Source organism: Hydrogenophaga sp. RAC07, assembly GCF_001713375.1.
Lineage (GTDB): Bacteria > Pseudomonadota > Gammaproteobacteria > Burkholderiales > Burkholderiaceae_C > Hydrogenophaga.
On the sequence record NZ_CP016449.1, the window covers coordinates 152,197 to 168,651 of the forward strand.

Consider the following 16,455-nt stretch of genomic DNA (forward strand, 5'->3'; position numbering starts at 1 on the left):
CGGGCCGGGACGCCGTGCGCGGCTGCACCTGCGGTTCGGTGGGCGCGGGCCACAGGCCGTTGGTCCAGGCGGGCAGGGTGGCCTTGGCGGCGGTTTGTGTGGGTGTGTTCATGCGCCCGCCTCGGCGGCCAGACGGATGCTTTCGCGCTCGACCGTGGTCTGCGCCACCTTGTCGCGCACATACAGGGGCAGCGCGTCCTGAGCCGCCACCGCGTGGCCAGCGGCCAGCAGACCCGGGGCCAGGCGCAGCAGCGCCGCGGCCGTGGGCAAGGCGGTGTGGCGCTGGCCAGCCAACGCGGCCAGCGGTTCCATGTCGAACACGTTGCCGGTGAGCAGGCGTTCACCCGGAGCCAGTCCGTCCAGGTAGGCGGGCAGATCGGCAGGCGTGCACAGGCGGGGTGGCGCCAGCGGCGTCAGTCCTGCGGGACCCGCAGCGCGGCAGGCGTAGGGCGCCACGTAGATCTCGCCCATGCGCGCATCCAGCAGTGCCACGATGGCACCTGGCACCGGTTGCCCCGCATTCCCCCGCGCCTGCCGGGCTTCTTCGGCCAGGGCCAGCAACGTGTCCACCGGCAGCACCGGCAAACCACCGGCCCGGCCCATGCCTTGCACGCCGTAGGCGAGACCCTGGGCCACCGAGCAGGCGGTGCGCAGGCCGGTGAACGAGCCCGGTCCGCGCCCGAACACCACGGCGCTCAGCGTGTCCAGCGACCAGCCCGCCTCGGTGAGCAGGCTGCGCACCATGGGCAGCAGCGTGCCGGACGCCTGCGCGCCACCGGGGCCACCGCGTGACCACACCGGTGCGCCGGGCTCACCCGTGCCCAGCGCCACCGAGAGGGCGTCGGTGCTGGTTTCAATGGCCAGCAGGCGATGCTGGGGGAGGTGGGCGGCGGGCATCGCAGGATTATCGGCCAGCGTGCCGGTCGTCCGTCCCGCTGCCCATTGAACAAGGGCAATGTCGCTCGCGGCGCGGTGCCGTTTCATAATGAAACACATGTCCTTCACACGCTCCCTGTTCGCCCTGCTGGCCACCGCCGTGGTCGCGCTGCCCGCCTGCGCCCAGCTGCCCGGGGAATACGGCGCCCTGCCGCCCACCGTGGTGGCCGCGCTCAAGCGTGCTCAGGTGCCGCCGGGTGCCTTGTCGGCGCTGGTGGTGTCGGTCGACAACCGGGCCGAGGAGCGGCTGCGCTTTCGCGCCAGCGTTCCGGTGAACCCGGCCTCGGTGATGAAGCTGGTGACCACCTACGCCGCCATCGACCTGCTGGGCGCCGACTACACCTGGAACACCCGCTTCTACACCGACGGCACGATCGACCAGGGCGTGCTGCGCGGCAACCTGTACGTGCGCGGCGATGGCGACCCGAAGTTCGTGCTCGAACGCATCCAGGGCGCTTTCTGGGCCTTGCAGGACAAGGGCGTGCGCGTGGTGATGGGTGACATCGTGCTCGACCACAGCGCCTTCGAGATCGCGGCCACCGACCCCGGTGCGTTTGATGGCGAATCGCTGCGCCCGTACAACACCACGCCCGACGCGCTGCTGGTCAATTTCAAGTCGGTCGTGCTGACCTTCCAGCCCGACGGCGCCAACGGCGTGGCGCGTGTGATCAGCGAGCCGCCGATGGCGGGTCTCGCGATTGACGCCACCGTGCCACTGGCCCGCGTGGGCGCGCGCTGCGGCGATTGGCGCAGTGGCCTGCTGGCCCGCTTTGACGACGCCAACAGCATCCGGTTTGAAGGAAGTTACCCGCAGAGCTGCGGCGAGCTCAAGTGGCCCGTGGCCTACCAGGACCCGGCCAGCTACGCCTCGCGCGCCCTGGAAGGCCTCTGGCGCACCAGCGGTGGTGCCATCACCGGCCACGCCCGCCCGGGTCTCACGCCGCCGGGCGCCACGCTGCTGCACGAAGCGGCGTCGCTGCCGCTCTCGGACATCATCACGGACGTGAACCAGTGGAGCAACAACGTGATGGCGCAGCAGGTGTATCTCACGCTGGGCCGGCTGGTGCCCACGCCGGCACCGCAGCCGGGGATGACGCCCGGCGTGGCCGGAAGCCTGATTCCCATGCGCCCTGCGCGTTTCGAGCGCTCGCGCGAGGTGATTGAAACCTGGTGGAAACGCACCTTCGGCATCCGCAGCGCCATGCCGGTGATGGACAACGGCTCGGGGCTCTCGCGCGAAGAACGCATCTCGCCCGAAGCCCTGGCGAATTTGCTGCGCCACGCCAGCCGGCACCCGCAAGGCGAGCGCTTCGCCAGTTCCCTGTCGGTGGCCGGTGTCAACGGCACCGCTGCGCGCATGGCCCGTGCGCCCGGCAGCGCGGCGCGCGGCAACGCGCAGCTCAAGACCGGCACGCTCAAGGACGTCACCGGCATTGCCGGCTACGTGAACGCGGCCAATGGCGCGCGCTACGTGGTGGTGGGCTTTGTGAACCACCCCAACGCGCCCGCGGCGCGTCCGGCGCTGGAGGCGCTGGTGGAGTGGGCCGCCGCGCAGCAAGACTGATGGAGTTCCACTGAACATGTCCGGCGATCTCATCGGCTTCAGTGCCGCTTTCCTCACCACGGCCAGTTTCGTGCCGCAAGCCTGGCTCACCTTCAAGACGCGCGACGTGAGCGGCATTTCGCTCGGCATGTACAGCGCGTTCACGCTGGGTGTGGCGCTGTGGCTGGTCTACGGGCTGAGCCTGGGCGCGTGGCCGGTGGTGGTGGCCAACACCATCACGCTGGCCCTGGCGCTGTCGATCCTGGTGATGAAGCTGCGCTACGGGCGCTCAACCCCTGGCTGATCAGGCCGCAGCGCGCACCAGCCGGTCGCGCACGCCGTCCCACGCGGCGTCGACTGGCGGCGTTTCCACCCAGATCAGACGCACACCGGTGGCGTCGAGCTCGCGCAGCACGGCAAACAGTTCCTGGGCACTTCGCGCCGCGTCGGTCGGCATGCGGCGCACGGTCACACCGCGCGCGGCCGTGATGGGCGAGCGGGCGTACACCGCGATGTGGCGCGCATCCGATCCCAGCAAGTCCAGCGCGGCCTGCAGCGGCTTGGCGTCCATCAGCCGCACCTTGGCGCGCGGCGCGTAATGCGATTCGAGCGTGCCCGAGGCGCGGGGCGCAGCGTCGTCGCGTTCGCGCAGAGGCTGCTTGCAGACGGCCTCGATCTGCGCTGCCGTGACCATGCCGGGTCGCAGCAGCACCGGGTGGCTGCGCGTGGCGTCGACGATGGTGGACTCGATGCCGACCGGGCAGGCACCGCCGTCCAGGATGAGCAGGTCGGCGTCCGACAGCGCCGCGAATTCTTCGGACACATGGGCGGCGGTGGTCGGGCTCACGCGGCCAAATCGGTTGGCGCTGGGCGCGGCCACGCCGTTCACCCCCATCGCGGCGGCCGCCGTGAGCAACGCTTGCGCCACCGGGTGGGCCGGGCAGCGCAGACCCACCGAATCCTGTCCGCCAGCGGCCACGGCGGCCACGCCTTCGCGGCGCGGCAGGATGAGCGTGAGCGGGCCGGGCCAGAAGGCGTTCATGAGTGCAACGGCAAAAGCCGGCACGTCCCGCGCGTAGTGGTCCACCCCGGCGCGCCAGCCTTGTGCGCCGGTGCCGGGCGCCAGGTGCACGATCAGCGGGTGGTCGGCCGGGCGGCCCTTGGCTTCAAAGATGCGGTGCACCGCGGTGGCGTTGTCGGCATTGGCCGCCAGGCCATACACGGTTTCGGTCGGCATGCCCACCAGCGAGCCCGCCGCCAGCCGCTGCGCTGCTTGCGCCACGGCGGACGCATCGGTGGCGTTCAACAGCAGCGGCATGGATGGGTCAGGCGTCCAGCGGGGGCAGACCGAGCAGCTTGAGCACCTGGGCCGTGGTCTCGCGCACCTCGGCCACGGTGGGCGCGGTGATGTTGAGGTGGCCCATCTTGCGACCCGGGCGTGCGCTCAGCTTGCCGTAGAGGTGCAGGTGGGTGCCCGGCAGAGCGAGCACCTGCGCCCAGGGCGGCGACACACCGCGTTCGCTCACTTTCTCGCGCACGGCATTGGGCGCAAACCACAGGTCGCCCAGCAGGTTGACCATGATGGCCTGGCTGTGCTGGCGCGGTGTGGGCAGCGGCAGGCCGGCGAGGGTACGCACCTGCGCTTCGAACTGCGAGATGTCGCAGGCGTTCTGGGTGTAGTGGCCGCTGTTGTGCGGGCGCGGCGCCATCTCGTTGACGATCAGGTCCACGCCGTTGGCGGTGTCGACCAGGAAGTACTCCACGCACAACACACCCACGTAGTTGAGGTGGTTGGCCAGGGCCACCGTGCTGGCCTGCGCACGCGCAGCCAGGGCCGGGTCCAGCGCGCCCTCGTACACCTCGGTGATGGCGAGAATGCCGTCGTGGTGCGTGTTCTTCTGCACCGGGAAACTCACGGTCTGGCCATCGGCGCCGCGCGCAACGATCACCGAACACTCGCCGCGCAAGGGCATGAGCTTTTCCAGCACGCAAGGCACCTTGTTCAGGCCAACCCAGGCGGCGGCGAGTTCTTCGCGCGTGGACACGCGCACCTGGCCCTTGCCGTCGTAGCCCAGGCGCGCCGTTTTCAGGATGCCGGGCAGCAGGTCGGCCGGCACCGCGGCCAGCAGCGCGTCGGTGGTGATGCCTGCGTAGGGCGCCGGGAACACGCCGCTCACCGGTGCGCACTGCACGAAGTGCGCTTTTTCCTTGATGCGGTCCTGCGCCACCGCCACGCAGCTCGCCGAGGGCGCCACCGGACGGTGTGCGCCCAGCGTGACCAGGGCGGGCGAGGGCACGTTCTCGAACTCGGTGGTGATGGCTTCGCAACGCTGCATCAGCTGGGCCAGGCCCTGCTCGTCATCAAACGGCGTCTGGATGTGGAAGTGGCTGATCAGGCCGGCCGGGCTGGCGGGATCGGGATCGAGCACCGCCGTGAAGTAACCCATGGCCTGGGCCGCCTGCACGAACATGCGCCCGAGCTGGCCGCCGCCCATGACGCCGAGCGTGATCTGCTGGCCGGTGGGCGAGGTGCTGCCGGGGAGGATGGTCTTGAGGCTCATGGGCGTGGTGTCACAAGGGAAGGGTCATGCCGCGTGCGGCGGCGGTCTGCTGGGCGCGAAAGGCTTCGAGCTTCTCGCGCAGCGCGGCGTCTTCATTGGCCAGCATGGCCACGGCGAACAGCGCTGCGTTGGCCGCACCGGCCGCGCCGATGGCAAACGTGGCCACCGGCACACCCTTGGGCATCTGCACGATGCTGTGCAGCGAGTCCACGCCACTCAGGTGTTTGCTGGCCACCGGCACACCGAGCACCGGCACCACCGTCTTGGCTGCCAGCATGCCGGGCAGGTGGGCCGCGCCACCCGCGCCCGCGATGATGCATTTCATGCCCCTGCCGGCCGCGCTTTCGGCGTAGGTGAACATGTCGTCGGGCATGCGGTGCGCCGAGACCACACGGGCGTCGAACGAAATGCCGAATTCCTGCAGGATCTGCACGGCGTGCTGCATGGTGTCCCAGTCGCTGCTGGAGCCCATGACCACGCCCACCTGGATGGGGTTCATGAAGTGCCTTTGGCCAATGCGCCCCGTCGGGAGCGGTGCCCGGTGGCGCGCATGAACAGGCATGGCGCTCTCCGGTAAAGTGTCGATTTTACGGGTCGCTCCACAGCGCCCCGCTTCTCCTTCAGGCCCCCTCCCCATGATCAACGTCACCATCGCCAATTTTGAAGCCGAGGTCATCGAGGCTTCGCACCACACGCCCGTGCTGGTCGATTTCTGGGCCCCCTGGTGTGGCCCCTGCAAGGTGATCGGCCCGCTGCTGGAAAAAGTGGAAACCGCTTACGCCGGGCGCTTCAAGCTGGTCAAGATCGACTCCGACCAGGAGCAACAACTCGCCGCCGCCTTCGGCATCCGCAGCATCCCCACCTGCGTGCTGCTCATGAACGGCCAGCCGGTCGACGGTTTCATGGGCGCATTGCCCGAAGGCCAGATCAAGGAATTCCTCGACAAGCACCTGCCTGCTGCCAACGAGCTCGAAGCGGTGGCGGTGGAAGAGGAAGCGCTGGATGCCATTGAAGAGGGCGACCTCGAAGGTGCGCTGGAAAAACTGCAGGAGGCGGTGAAAACCGACCCGAACAACGACGACGCGCGCTTCGATCTGGTGAAGCTGCAGTTGGAGCTGGGCCTGGACGACGACGCCAAGGTGGCGTTTGCGCCCGTGATCGCCAAGGCCGCCGCGGTGCGCCGGCTCGATTCGCTGCAGCGCTGGATGGCTGCGCGCGACGCAGCGGCCGATGTGGCCGACCCCGAAGCCCGCGCTGCGGAACTGCAGGCCGCCATTGCCACCAACAAGCGCGACTTTGCCTCGCGCTTTGCACTCGCGCAGTTGCTGATGGCGCACAGTCAGTGGGTGCCTGCGATGGACGAGTTGCTGGAAATCCTGATGCGCGACAAGGCCTGGAGCGAAGACCTCGCGCGCAAGACCTTCATCGCCATCCTGGACATCATCGAGCCGCCCAAACCCAAGGTGGCCGAAGGCCAGGTGCCCCCGGAAGACCCGACGGTGGCGACTTACCGGCGCCGTCTTTCTTCGGTCGTCTTGAGCTAGATCCGGCGCAGGGCCGCCCCAAGCCGGATCAGCCCCCTTGGGGGGCAGCGACCCGCGCAGCGGCGGAGCGTGGGGGCGACGTTCAGCCCATGAGGCGCGTGAGGGCTTCCTGGTATTTCGCAGCGGTCTTCTCGATCACCTCTTTGGGCAGACGCGGCGCGGGCGGCGTCTTGTCCCAGGGCTTGCCGCCCACTTGCGCTGTCTCCAGCCAGTCGCGCAGGAACTGCTTGTCGTAGCTGGGCGGGTTCTGGCCCACCACATAACTCTCGGCCGGCCAGTAGCGTGAGCTGTCGGGCGTGAGCACCTCGTCCATGAGCACCAGCTTGCCGGCCTTGTCCAGGCCGAACTCGAACTTGGTGTCGGCAATGATGATGCCCTTCTGGAGCGCGATGTCGGCCGCGGCCTTGTAGAGCGCGATCGACACGTCGCGGATCTGCGCGGCGAGCTCGGGGCCGATCATGGCCACGGTCTGCTCAAACGTGATGTTCTCGTCGTGCTCGCCCATCTCGGCCTTGGCCGCCGGTGTGTAGATCGGCTCGGGCAGCTTCGATGCGTTTTGCAAACCGGCGGGCAGCTTCACGCCGCATACGGCCTGGTTGTCCTGGTATTCCTTCCAGCCGCTGCCAGCGAGGTAACCGCGCACCACGGCTTCCACCGGAATGGGCTTCAAGCGCTGCACCAGCATCGAACGGCCGGTGACCTGGGGTGCTTCGGCTGCGGAAACCACACTCTCGGGCGCGTCGCCGGTGAGGTGGATCGGGCAGATGTCGAGACCCTGGGGGCCGAGCTTGTCGAACCAGAACAAAGACAGCTTGGTGAGCAGCTCGCCCTTGCCGGGAATCGGCTCGCCCATGATCACGTCGAAGGCGCTGATGCGGTCGCTCGCCACCATCAGGATGCGGTCGTCGCCCACGGCGTAGTTGTCGCGCACCTTGCCGCGTGCGAGCAAGGGCAGGGAGGTGAGGGCCGAGGTGTGCAGGGCAGTGGTCATGATCGGATCGGGGAAAGGCGGGACAAGAAAAAAGCCCGTTGAACAGCCAACGGGCTTTGAACCATTCCGAAGGATTATCGCAAGTTGACGAGCCCCCGGGCCACCCCTTATTTCGCGGCCAGGCCCAGCCGCTCGATCAGGGCCTTGTCCTTGGCGTACGTGGTGGCTGCCCATTGGCGGTACTCGTCACCGTTGCGGTACCACATGGCCTGATTGAGCTGACCCAGCACTTCCAGGTGACGCGGTTCGTCCATGGCCTTCTTGAACGCATCGTGCAGCGTTTTCATGATGGCCGGGTCCATGCCCTTGGGGCCCACCAGACCGTAAGGCGAAGTCGACACCACGTTATAGCCCAGGTCTTGCGCGGTGGGCACATCGGGCCAGCGCTTGGTGCGCTGCTCACCAAAGGTCACCAGCAGGCGCATCTCGCCGCTGTCGACAAACTTGTCCCAGCCGGTGGCATCGCTCTGGGCCATCACGTGGCCACCCAGCAGGGCGGACTGCAGGTCGGCGTTGCCCTTGAACGGCACGTGGATGAACTGCACCTTGGCGTTGTCGGCCACCTCTTCCATCAGCAGGTGGGGGCTGCTGCCGGTGCCGGTGGAGCCGTAGTTGATCGTGCCGGGCTGCTTGCGTGCGGCCTCCACGTAGTCCTTGAAAGTCTTGTAGGGCGAGTCGGCCTTCACCGTGAGGCCGAAGGTGTAGCCCGAGACGCCGATGATGTAGCTGAAGTCGGTCAGCGGGTTCCAGTTGGTCTTCTGCATGTGCGGCATGCGCAACATACCCAGCGGGAACTGGGCGATGGTGTAGCCGTCGGGCTTGGCGGTCTGCGCCATGGTGCTCGGGCCCAGGGTGCCGCCGGCACCGGGCTTGTTTTCCACCACGATGGGCTGGCCGAGGTGCTTGGAGGCGAGTTCGGCCAGGGTGCGCAGGTGGCGGTCGGTGGAGCCGCCGGCGGGCCACGGGATGATCAGCGTGACCGGTCGGCTGGGGTAGGCCTGGGCTTGCGCGTTGGCCACGCTCCAGGGCGCAACGCCGGCCGCGGCCGTGGCGGTGACCGCGGCGAGCAGCAGCGCGCGACGGCCGCTGGACGGGGGAATGGATGGTGTGTTCTTCATGCTGGTCTCCTTCTGGGGGAATGCCGTTCTGGCGGTGGTTGCGGCGCTTCGCGCCGCGCGGGTGATCAATGGGGTGTCGGGTGGGAGGGGCTACGGGGGAAGGGCGTTGGCATCGCGCGCGGCCTGCTGTTCCTGCAATTCGCGCCACATCACCTTGCCGCTGCCCGAGCGGGGCAGCGTCTCCACAAATTCCACGGTGCGCGGGCTCTTGTAGGCGGCCATGTGGCCGTGCGCCCAGTCGATGACGTCCTGTTCGGTCACGTGGCCGCGGTGCTCGGGCCTCAGCACCACCAGCGCCTTCACGCTCTCACCGCGGCGCGCGTCGCGCACGCCGATCACGCAGGCTTCCTGGATCGCGGGGTGGTGGTACATGAGCGCTTCCACCTCCGCCGGCCAGACCTTGTAGCCGCTCGCGTTGATCATGCGTTTGAGACGGTCGGTCATGAAAAAGTAGCCGTCTTCGTCCACGTGGCCGAGGTCTCCGGTGCGCAGGAAACGCAGGCCGTCGAGTGTGACAAAAGCGTCCTGGGTGGCCTTCGGGTTGCGCCAGTAGCCCTGCATCACCTGGGGGCCGTGCACCACGATCTCGCCGGTTTCACCGGGAGGCAGCGTGGCCAGCGTGTCGGGGTCGACCACGCGCGCGTCCACGTCGAACACCGGCATGCCCAGGCACTGCCGTTTGGGCCGGTGCGTGGGGTTGATGTGGGTGGCGGCCATGGTTTCGGACATGCCGTAACCCTCGATGTAGTCCTGCCCAGTCAACGCCTTCAGGCGGGCGGCCAGTGCCTCGGGCATGGCCGCGCCGCCGCCGCGCACGCAGCGCAGGCTGCTCAGGTCGAACCGCTCCAGTTGTGGGTGCGCCAGGAAGTCGATCACCATGGTGCTGATGGCCTGCCACATCGTCACGCGGTAGCGCTGCATGCAGATGGCCGCCACTTCGCGGTCCCAGCGTGCCAGCACGACGATGGTGGCGCCCACGTAGAGCGGGCCGTTCAGGCTGCCGGTGAGGCCGGTGACATGGAAGAAGGGCAGCACCGAGAGGCAGACCGCGTCGGTGGCGGTGCCGAACCAGCGCACGCCGCCGACCAAGGTGCTCATCACGCTGCGGTGCGTGTGCATGCAGCCTTTGGGCAGGCCGGTGGTGCCCGAGGTGTAGGGCATGGCGCAGAGGTCTTCGGGGCCGGTGGCGAGCGGCCCTGGGGTCCGTTCGGCTGCGATCGCGTCGGCCCAGGCCACGAGGCCGGGCTCGTTCAACGGCTGGCGCGGCGCGGCCACGAAGTCGGGCACCGCGAGGTCGGTGGGCACGTGCAGGTGATCGCTGTAGGTGGCCACGACGACATGGCGCAGGCCGTCGCCGTCGGCCGTCAGCAAGGGACGCACCTGCGGCAGCAGGTCTTGCGCCACCAGGGCCACGTGTGCACCGCTGTCGGTGACGCAGTGGCGCAGCTCTTCCACGCGGTTCATCGGGTTCACCGGCACGACCACAGCGCCCGCGCGCAGGATGGCGTAGAACGCCAGCGCCCATTGCGGGCTGTTCTGCATGCAGAGCAACACCCGATCGCCGGCTCGCACGCCGCCCACCTGCTGCAGGTGGCCGGCGAGGTGTTCGGCCTCGCGCAGGAAGCCCGCGTAGGTGAGCACCGAGTCGTAAAACACGATGAAGGGCTTGTCGGGGTAACGCCGGGCCGAGACTTCCAGGTTGTAGAAGACGTGGGTCTGCGGCAGCGCGAGGTGCTGCGGCAGGCCGGGTGGCCAGTGGGCCGGGGTGGGGGACGTCATGCGGGTGGCGGTGCGGAAAATCTCTGACATTCCGCTGGGCGGAAAATTGACTGTCGTGCAAACCAATATACGGTGCCCCCCATCCCATGTAAACGCTGATCAGGGAAAGCGAGCATGCCGACCGCTCCAGTGGTCGTTCAAAATTCCGTTCTGCGGAATACAGGGCGCGTCCTGGTCGCCGCATATTCCGATCTGCAGAAAACAGGACCCACATGGGGCGCCAGCGCCAGACACCACCCACCCCGCTCGCCGAGGCCGATCCGGCCGACGACCGCCGTTTCGTCACCGCTCTCTCGCGCGGCCTCACGGTGCTGCGCTGCTTCAGCCCGGCCGACCGCTGGCTGGCACACCAGGAGCTGGCGCGGCGCACCGGCCTGCCGCAGGCCACCGTGTCTCGCCTCACCTTCACGCTCACCAGCCTGGGTTATTTGCGTCACCGAGCGGCCACCGGCGAATACGCGCTGAGCCCGGCGGTGCTGTCCTTGGGCTTCAGCGTGCTGTCCAACTTCCAGATCGGGCACATCGCGCGGCCCTTCATGGAAACGCTGGCCGAACACACGCAGGCCGCCATTTCCCTGGGTTTGCGGCACGACACCTCGGTGGTCTATGTGGCGCATTGCCGCAGCACAGCGCGCCTCATCCTCGGGCTCGATGTGGGCACGCGCCTGCCGTTCGCGGAAACCGCCATGGGCCGCGCCATCTGGTGCTCGGCCTCGCCGGGCATGCAGGCGGTGGTGGCGCGGCGCCTGCGGGCGCAGGACCCCGAGCGCTGGCCAGCGCGCGAGGCCGGGCTCCGGCGAGCCGAAATCGACTGGACCGAGCGCGGCTACGCGGTGTCCGAGTCGGAGTGGGAAAGCGAGATTGCCGCCATCGGCGTGGGGCTGGACCTGGGCGATGGCCGCGAACCGCTGGCGCTCACCGTGGGTGGGCCGGCCTCGCGATTGCAAGGTGCCTTGCTGCACGACGACTTCGGCCCGGCGCTCGTGAAAACAGGCCGCGACATCGTGGCGGCCATTCAGGCGGCTGGTTGGGAGGACTGAATGCACAACGCCACCGCGAGGGTGGCGTTGTGACGGGCGCTTGAGCCGAAAACCGTTCAGTGCACGACCTGGGCCAGTTCGCCCTTGGCGTACTTCGCGGCCACGACCTGGAGCGATTCGCCCTTGATCTTGCCGGCCTGGCCTTCGCAGCCGAACTCGATGTAGCGCTGCTTGCAGATCGCCTTGGCGGCTTCGCGCGCGGGCTTGAGCCATTCGCGGGCGTCGAACTTCTCGGGGTTCTCGGCCAGGAACTTGCGCACCGCGGCCGTCATGGCCAGGCGGATGTCGGTGTCGATGTTGATCTTGCGCACGCCGAACTGGATCGCTTTCTGGATCTCTTCGACCGGCACGCCGTAGGTTTCCTTGATCTTGCCGCCGTACTGGTTGATCACGGCCAGCAGGTCCTGCGGCACCGAGCTGGAGCCGTGCATCACCAGGTGGGTGTTGGGCAGGCGGCGGTTGATTTCCTGGATGCGGTCGATCGCGAGGATGTCGCCGGTGGGTTTGCGGGTGAACTTGTACGCGCCGTGGCTGGTGCCGATGGCAATGGCCAGCGCGTCGAGCTGGGTGCGCTTGACGAAGTCGGCGGCCTGCTCGGGGTCGGTCAGCAGCTGTTCGCGCGTCATCACCGCGTCGGTGCCGTGGCCGTCTTCCTTGTCGCCCTGCATGGTTTCCAGGCTGCCCAGGCAGCCCAGTTCACCTTCAACGGTCACGCCCAGCTTGTGGGCCATGTCGACCACCTTGCGGGTGACGTCGACGTTGTATTCGTAGCTGGCGATGGTCTTGCCATCGCCTTCCAGGCTGCCGTCCATCATCACCGAGCTGAAGCCCAGGTCGATCGCGCCGCGGCACACGTCCGGGTTCTGGCCGTGGTCCTGGTGCATCACCAGCGGGATGTGTGGATAAGACTCCACCGCGGCCTGGATCAGGTGTTTGATGAAGGGCTCGCCGGCGTATTTGCGCGCACCGGCGCTGGCCTGCAGGATCACCGGCGCGCCGGCTTCGTGGGCGGCGGCCATCACAGCCTGCACCTGTTCGAGGTTGTTGACGTTGAACGCTGGAATGCCGTAGCCGTGGATCGCGGCGTGGTCGAGCAGTTCGCGCATGGAAACGAGCGCCATGAGAATCCCTTAAGTCAGTTGGTAACCGGTTGGTAACCGGGGATTTTACGGCGCTCGCGGCGCCGTGCCCAATGGCGTCAGGTCGGGCGTTGCTGCAGAAATGTGCTGAACCGGTCCAGCACCGGCGCCAGGCCGCGCAGCGGCGGGGCCATGGCCCCGATCAGCGTGGTGTGGCTCACCCGGTCGAAGAGCTCCAGTTCCACCGGTGTGCCGCGCTGCCGCAGGGCCTGCGCCATGGCCAGGGTGTTGCGTTGCGGGTTCACCAGCGTGTCGCTTTTGGCGGCCAGCAGCAGCACACGGTGTTTCAGACCGTTGCCGGCCGGGGCATGAAACAGCGGCTGCGAATTCGCCGGCGTGTCGGGCCAGTTGAAGGCGCGCTGCACAGCGGGAATGCCGATGGGCAGGAAGTCGTAGGGGCCTGCCAGACCCGCCCAGCCCGCGAGGTCGGCCGGTTGCATGGCCACCTCCGAAAGCCAGCGCGCGTCCAGCGCCAGCATGGCGGCGTTGTAGGCGCCCGCGCTGTGGCCGGTGACGTAGAGGCGATCCGGCGATGCACCCAGTCGCAGGGCATTGTCGCGCGACCAGCGCACGGCCTGCGCGCAGTCCTGCAGGAACACCGGGTAGCGCACCTCGGGGCTCAGCCGGTAGTCGGCGATCGCGGTGACGATGCCGCGCGAGGCCAGCGCTTCACCGACGAACTTGTAGTCGGCGCGTTCACCGCTGCTCCAGCTGCCACCGTAGAAAAACACCGCCATGGGCGCGCCGGGCTCGGCGTTCACCGGCAAGTAGACGTCCATGCGCTGGCGCCCGGCGCTGCCGTAGGCCTCGTCGCGCAGCACCGTGTGGGTGTTCGACGGCACGGTGGCGTTGATCAGCCGCAGCGGCGAGCAGGCCTGCAGCAAAGGCGCCAGGCCCAGCAGGGTGAGCCAGCGGCGGCGGCCAGATGGCAATGGGGGTGCGGGTTGCGGAGAAGTCATCCCAGGTGTACGCAGGCTGTCAGTCAACGGATTCAGAAGCGAACGCAGTGAGCGAGGTGCCTCCACCCAGAGGCAGCGAGGGGGGAAGCCGCGTCAGCGGCGCAGGGGGGTGCTTGCTTCACCCAGCCTGGCAGATCTTGAGTGTGTTGGTGCCGCCGGCCTGGCCCATGGGCTCGCCCACGGTGATGGCGTACACGTCGCCCGACTGCACGATGCCGCGCTTCTTCAGGTGGGCTTCGGCATCGGCCAGCGCGGAGTCGCGGTCGGCGCTGTTGTCCATCAGCAGCGGGCGCACGTTGCGGTAGAGCGTCATGCGGCGCTGGGTCGAGAGGTTGGGCGTCATGGCGTAGATCGGCATGCGCACGTTGTGCCGGCTCATCCACAGCGCGGTCGAGCCCGAATCGGTGAGTGCCACGATGGCCTTGGCGCCCAGATGGTGCGCGGTGAACAACGCACCCATGGCGATCGACTGGTCGATGCGCCGGAAGGTCTTGCCCTTGAAGTCGGCCGACAGTTCGCTGTACTCGGCTTTCTCGGCTTCCGAGCAGATGTTGGCCATCTCCATCACCGTTTCCAGCGGGTACTTGCCGGCGGCCGTCTCGGCGCTCAGCATCACCGCGTCCGTGCCGTCGAGCACGGCGTTGGCCACGTCGCTCACCTCGGCGCGTGTGGGCACCGGGTTGACGATCATCGATTCCATCATCTGCGTGGCGGTGATCACCACCTTGTCCATCTCGCGCGCCATCTTGATCATGTGCTTCTGCAGGCCGGGCACCGCCGCGTTGCCCACTTCCACCGCGAGATCACCGCGCGCGACCATGATGCCGTCGGACACCTTGAGGATGTTGGCCAGTTCCGGGATCGCCTCGGCGCGTTCGATCTTGGCGATCAGCGCGGGCTTGTGGCCGGTGGCCGCACCGGCCACGTTGCACAGCTGGCGCGCCAGCTCCATGTCGGTGGCGTTCTTCGGGAAGCTCACCGCCACGTAGTCGGCCATCAGGCCCATGGCGGTCTTGATGTCGTCCATGTCCTTGGCGGTCAGCGCCGGCGCGGTGAGACCACCACCTTGCTTGTTGATGCCCTTGTTGTTGGAGAGCTCACCGCCGAGCTTCACCGTGGTGTGCACCGCCGGGCCCACCACCTTGTCGATGGTCAGCACGATCAGGCCGTCGTTGAGCAGCAAGGTGTCACCGGCCTTCACATCGCGCGGCAGTTCCTTGTAGTCCAGGCCCACACCTTCGAGGTTGCCGGGTTCGGTGCGCGACGCGTCCAGCACAAATTTTTCGCCCGGCACCAGCATCACCTTGCCGTCGGCGAACTTGCCCACGCGGATCTTGGGGCCCTGCAGGTCGGCCATGATGCCGACCTCGCGCCCTGCGCGCTGAGCCGCTTCGCGCACCAGCGTGGCGCGGTCGATGTGGTCTTGCGCCGTGCCGTGCGAGAAGTTCAGCCGCACCACGTTCACCCCGGCGCGGATCATGGCTTCGAGCAGGTCCGGGTGACTGGAAGCGGGGCCGAGGGTGGCGACGATCTTGGTGGCGCGCATGGGCATGAAGGGTGTCTCCTGTCGGTGGATGGCCGGGCTTCACATGGCCCGGGTGTAATTTGGTTTCAATTATCTGTGAAAGCGGTTACATGGCCGCGACAGCTGCAACTCGTCACAGACGGTTGTTGCGCACGGGTGCCTGGCCGCTGTAGTCCAGCCGCACGAAAGACCCGTCCACCACCTCCAGATGCACGACGGTGCGCCGGAAGTTCCACTGGCGGTCGATGGTCAGCGACGAGGTGGAACCACGGCTTTTGGTGCTCATCTCCAGCCCGTAGCGCGAGCGCAGCGAGGTGGTCAGGCGCTGGGCCAGCGCGCGGGCCTCGTCGGCCGAGCCGGCATTGGCCAGCAGCGTGATGCGCTGCAACTGGTCGGCCTTGAACACAAACGACACCTTGAACGGCGCCCCGGCGAGCTCGAAGGCGGGGATCTCCAGCTGCACACCGTCGCTGTTCGATGCGGGGGCTGTGGCGGGCGCCTGTGCCTCGGGCACCCGCGCGCGCACCTCGGCCGGCGTGGCGCCCACGGGCACTCCTTGCCAGAGCGCTTGTGCCGATGCGCCTGCGGTGAACAGCAGGCAGGAGAGACAGAGCAGAAGTTTTTTCATATGTGCCATGAGACACCGCGCGGGCGGCAAAGTTGTCTGGCGAGTAGACCAAAGATCACAAGGCCCTCGCCGATCCCAAAAAGTTGCGTTTTTCGATACCCGGCTGCATGTCTGGATCTACCAGGTCAGGATTTTGCGACTCTTCGACGGGAGTCGTCCCACCATCGCGCCACCTTCAACAACCGCAAAGGTTTTTCATGGCTTCGAACCGATCCCCCCTCATCGTGATGCGCGACACCCGCGCCTGGCAGTTCCAGGTCTGGGCCTCGTTCGGCGTGGCGGTTTTCCTGTGCGCCACGGGCCTCGCCTACCTGCCGGGTCAGGCGCTGGACCGGGCCTTCATGGTGATGGGCTATGTGTTCTGTCTGTCCACCGTGTTCTTGCTGTCCAAGGCCGTGCGCGATGGCCACCAGGCCACGCTCTCCGGTGTGCCCGAGACGCCGATGTGGCGCCTGGTGGTGTGGGGCGGTTTTGCCGTGGCCATGGGGCTGACCGGCTGGGGCCTGCTGCGCATGGAGATCAACGACACCTACCGCGCCTACCTCGGTGTGAGCTGGCTCTACCTGGTGACTTCGGCCTTCACGCTGGCCAAGACGTTGCGCGACCGGCACGAGGCCGACCTGAGCGAAGCCCGCGTGCGCGGCGAGATGGCGGGCCGCCAGCAAGTGCTGAACGAACGCGCTGCCGAATGA

General features: G+C 67.8%; 16 protein-coding genes. 5 read left to right on the forward strand and 11 right to left on the reverse strand.

From position 1 onward, the window contains the following. Nucleotides 1-108: 108 nt before the first annotated feature. Nucleotides 109-897, reverse strand: a complete 789-nt coding sequence (tsaB, locus tag BSY239_RS00620; protein ID WP_069045132.1) for a tRNA (adenosine(37)-N6)-threonylcarbamoyltransferase complex dimerization subunit type 1 TsaB — start codon at nucleotides 895-897, stop codon at nucleotides 109-111. A 97-nt stretch (nucleotides 898-994) separates the two neighbouring features. On the opposite strand from tsaB, the gene dacB reads away from it, so the two are divergent. Continuing rightward, nucleotides 995-2,500, forward strand: a complete 1,506-nt coding sequence (gene dacB, locus BSY239_RS00625; RefSeq protein WP_069045133.1) for a D-alanyl-D-alanine carboxypeptidase/D-alanyl-D-alanine endopeptidase — start codon at nucleotides 995-997, stop codon at nucleotides 2,498-2,500. Between the two features lie 16 nt (nucleotides 2,501-2,516). Then, nucleotides 2,517-2,783, forward strand: coding sequence for a SemiSWEET transporter (locus BSY239_RS00630; protein ID WP_069045134.1), 267 nt, complete (start codon nucleotides 2,517-2,519; stop codon nucleotides 2,781-2,783). Here BSY239_RS00630 and BSY239_RS00635 read toward each other — a convergent pair whose 3' ends face one another. The 3 genes from BSY239_RS00635 to purE are packed head-to-tail and all read right to left on the reverse strand — an operon-like array spanning nucleotide 2,784 to nucleotide 5,539. After that, nucleotides 2,784-3,791 carry an L-threonylcarbamoyladenylate synthase gene (locus tag BSY239_RS00635; RefSeq protein WP_069048686.1) on the reverse strand — a complete coding sequence of 336 codons (1,008 nt, stop codon included), beginning with the start codon at nucleotides 3,789-3,791 and terminating at the stop codon, nucleotides 2,784-2,786. It lies immediately after the preceding gene. Nucleotides 3,792-3,804: 13 nt separating this feature from the next. Then, a complete protein-coding gene (locus BSY239_RS00640) occupies nucleotides 3,805-5,040 on the reverse strand; it encodes a 5-(carboxyamino)imidazole ribonucleotide synthase (protein ID WP_069045135.1) in 1,236 nt (411 codons plus the stop codon). 10 nt (nucleotides 5,041-5,050) lie between these two features. Then, nucleotides 5,051-5,539 carry a 5-(carboxyamino)imidazole ribonucleotide mutase gene (gene purE / locus BSY239_RS00645; protein ID WP_069045136.1) on the reverse strand — a complete coding sequence of 163 codons (489 nt, stop codon included), beginning with the start codon at nucleotides 5,537-5,539 and terminating at the stop codon, nucleotides 5,051-5,053. A gap of 136 nt (nucleotides 5,540-5,675) precedes the next feature. Here purE and trxA point away from each other — a divergent pair, with 136 nt between their 5' ends. After that, nucleotides 5,676-6,584 (forward strand): thioredoxin, encoded by a 909-nt coding sequence (trxA, locus tag BSY239_RS00650; RefSeq protein ID WP_069045137.1) that lies wholly within the window; start codon nucleotides 5,676-5,678, stop codon nucleotides 6,582-6,584. Nucleotides 6,585-6,666: 82 nt separating this feature from the next. Here the strand turns inward: trxA and BSY239_RS00655 are convergent, their stop codons facing one another. From BSY239_RS00655 to BSY239_RS00665, 3 genes are all read right to left on the reverse strand, one after another. Beyond that, nucleotides 6,667-7,575, reverse strand: a complete 909-nt coding sequence (locus BSY239_RS00655) for a phosphoribosylaminoimidazolesuccinocarboxamide synthase (protein WP_069045138.1) — start codon at nucleotides 7,573-7,575, stop codon at nucleotides 6,667-6,669. Nucleotides 7,576-7,682: 107 nt separating this feature from the next. Beyond that, a complete protein-coding gene (locus tag BSY239_RS00660) occupies nucleotides 7,683-8,675 on the reverse strand; it encodes a tripartite tricarboxylate transporter substrate binding protein (protein ID WP_156775570.1) in 993 nt (330 codons plus the stop codon). A gap of 108 nt (nucleotides 8,676-8,783) precedes the next feature. Continuing rightward, the gene (locus BSY239_RS00665; protein ID WP_069048687.1) at nucleotides 8,784-10,472 is read right to left on the reverse strand and encodes a long-chain fatty acid--CoA ligase; all 1,689 of its coding nucleotides are present in this window, start codon (nucleotides 10,470-10,472) and stop codon (nucleotides 8,784-8,786) included. Nucleotides 10,473-10,684: 212 nt separating this feature from the next. Between BSY239_RS00665 and BSY239_RS00670 the strand changes: the two genes are divergently transcribed. Beyond that, nucleotides 10,685-11,512 carry an IclR family transcriptional regulator gene (locus BSY239_RS00670; RefSeq protein ID WP_069045140.1) on the forward strand — a complete coding sequence of 276 codons (828 nt, stop codon included), beginning with the start codon at nucleotides 10,685-10,687 and terminating at the stop codon, nucleotides 11,510-11,512. Between the two features lie 56 nt (nucleotides 11,513-11,568). Here BSY239_RS00670 and fba read toward each other — a convergent pair whose 3' ends face one another. The 4 genes from fba to BSY239_RS00690 form a co-directional block, all read right to left on the reverse strand. Further along, nucleotides 11,569-12,633 (reverse strand): class II fructose-bisphosphate aldolase, encoded by a 1,065-nt coding sequence (gene fba / locus BSY239_RS00675; RefSeq protein ID WP_069045141.1) that lies wholly within the window; start codon nucleotides 12,631-12,633, stop codon nucleotides 11,569-11,571. 77 nt (nucleotides 12,634-12,710) lie between these two features. Beyond that, the gene (locus tag BSY239_RS00680) at nucleotides 12,711-13,583 is read right to left on the reverse strand and encodes an alpha/beta hydrolase (protein ID WP_069045142.1); all 873 of its coding nucleotides are present in this window, start codon (nucleotides 13,581-13,583) and stop codon (nucleotides 12,711-12,713) included. Between the two features lie 145 nt (nucleotides 13,584-13,728). After that, nucleotides 13,729-15,162, reverse strand: a complete 1,434-nt coding sequence (pyk, locus tag BSY239_RS00685; protein WP_069045143.1) for a pyruvate kinase — start codon at nucleotides 15,160-15,162, stop codon at nucleotides 13,729-13,731. A 106-nt stretch (nucleotides 15,163-15,268) separates the two neighbouring features. Beyond that, entirely contained in the window at nucleotides 15,269-15,763 is a 495-nt protein-coding gene (locus tag BSY239_RS00690; RefSeq protein ID WP_069045144.1) for a hypothetical protein, read from the reverse strand. A gap of 197 nt (nucleotides 15,764-15,960) precedes the next feature. Here BSY239_RS00690 and BSY239_RS00695 point away from each other — a divergent pair, with 197 nt between their 5' ends. Then, complete coding sequence (locus tag BSY239_RS00695; RefSeq protein ID WP_069045145.1) at nucleotides 15,961-16,455, forward strand: YiaA/YiaB family inner membrane protein; 495 nt, start codon at nucleotides 15,961-15,963, stop codon at nucleotides 16,453-16,455.

Excerpts from the sequence above, each read along its gene's own strand:
- tsaB (WP_069045132.1), bottom strand. The coding sequence starts at position 897 with ATGCCCGCCGCCCACCTCCCCCAGCATCGCCTGCTGGCCATTGAAACC.
- dacB (WP_069045133.1), top strand. The coding sequence starts at position 995 with ATGTCCTTCACACGCTCCCTGTTCGCCCTGCTGGCCACCGCCGTGGTC.
- BSY239_RS00630 (WP_069045134.1), top strand. The coding sequence starts at position 2,517 with ATGTCCGGCGATCTCATCGGCTTCAGTGCCGCTTTCCTCACCACGGCC.
- BSY239_RS00640 (WP_069045135.1), bottom strand. The coding sequence starts at position 5,040 with ATGAGCCTCAAGACCATCCTCCCCGGCAGCACCTCGCCCACCGGCCAG.
- purE (WP_069045136.1), bottom strand. The coding sequence starts at position 5,539 with ATGAACCCCATCCAGGTGGGCGTGGTCATGGGCTCCAGCAGCGACTGG.
- trxA (WP_069045137.1), top strand. The coding sequence starts at position 5,676 with ATGATCAACGTCACCATCGCCAATTTTGAAGCCGAGGTCATCGAGGCT.
- BSY239_RS00655 (WP_069045138.1), bottom strand. The coding sequence starts at position 7,575 with ATGACCACTGCCCTGCACACCTCGGCCCTCACCTCCCTGCCCTTGCTC.
- BSY239_RS00665 (WP_069048687.1), bottom strand. The coding sequence starts at position 10,472 with ATGACGTCCCCCACCCCGGCCCACTGGCCACCCGGCCTGCCGCAGCAC.
- BSY239_RS00670 (WP_069045140.1), top strand. The coding sequence starts at position 10,685 with ATGGGGCGCCAGCGCCAGACACCACCCACCCCGCTCGCCGAGGCCGAT.
- fba (WP_069045141.1), bottom strand. The coding sequence starts at position 12,633 with ATGGCGCTCGTTTCCATGCGCGAACTGCTCGACCACGCCGCGATCCAC.
- pyk (WP_069045143.1), bottom strand. The coding sequence starts at position 15,162 with ATGCCCATGCGCGCCACCAAGATCGTCGCCACCCTCGGCCCCGCTTCC.
- BSY239_RS00690 (WP_069045144.1), bottom strand. The coding sequence starts at position 15,763 with ATGAAAAAACTTCTGCTCTGTCTCTCCTGCCTGCTGTTCACCGCAGGC.
- BSY239_RS00695 (WP_069045145.1), top strand. The coding sequence starts at position 15,961 with ATGGCTTCGAACCGATCCCCCCTCATCGTGATGCGCGACACCCGCGCC.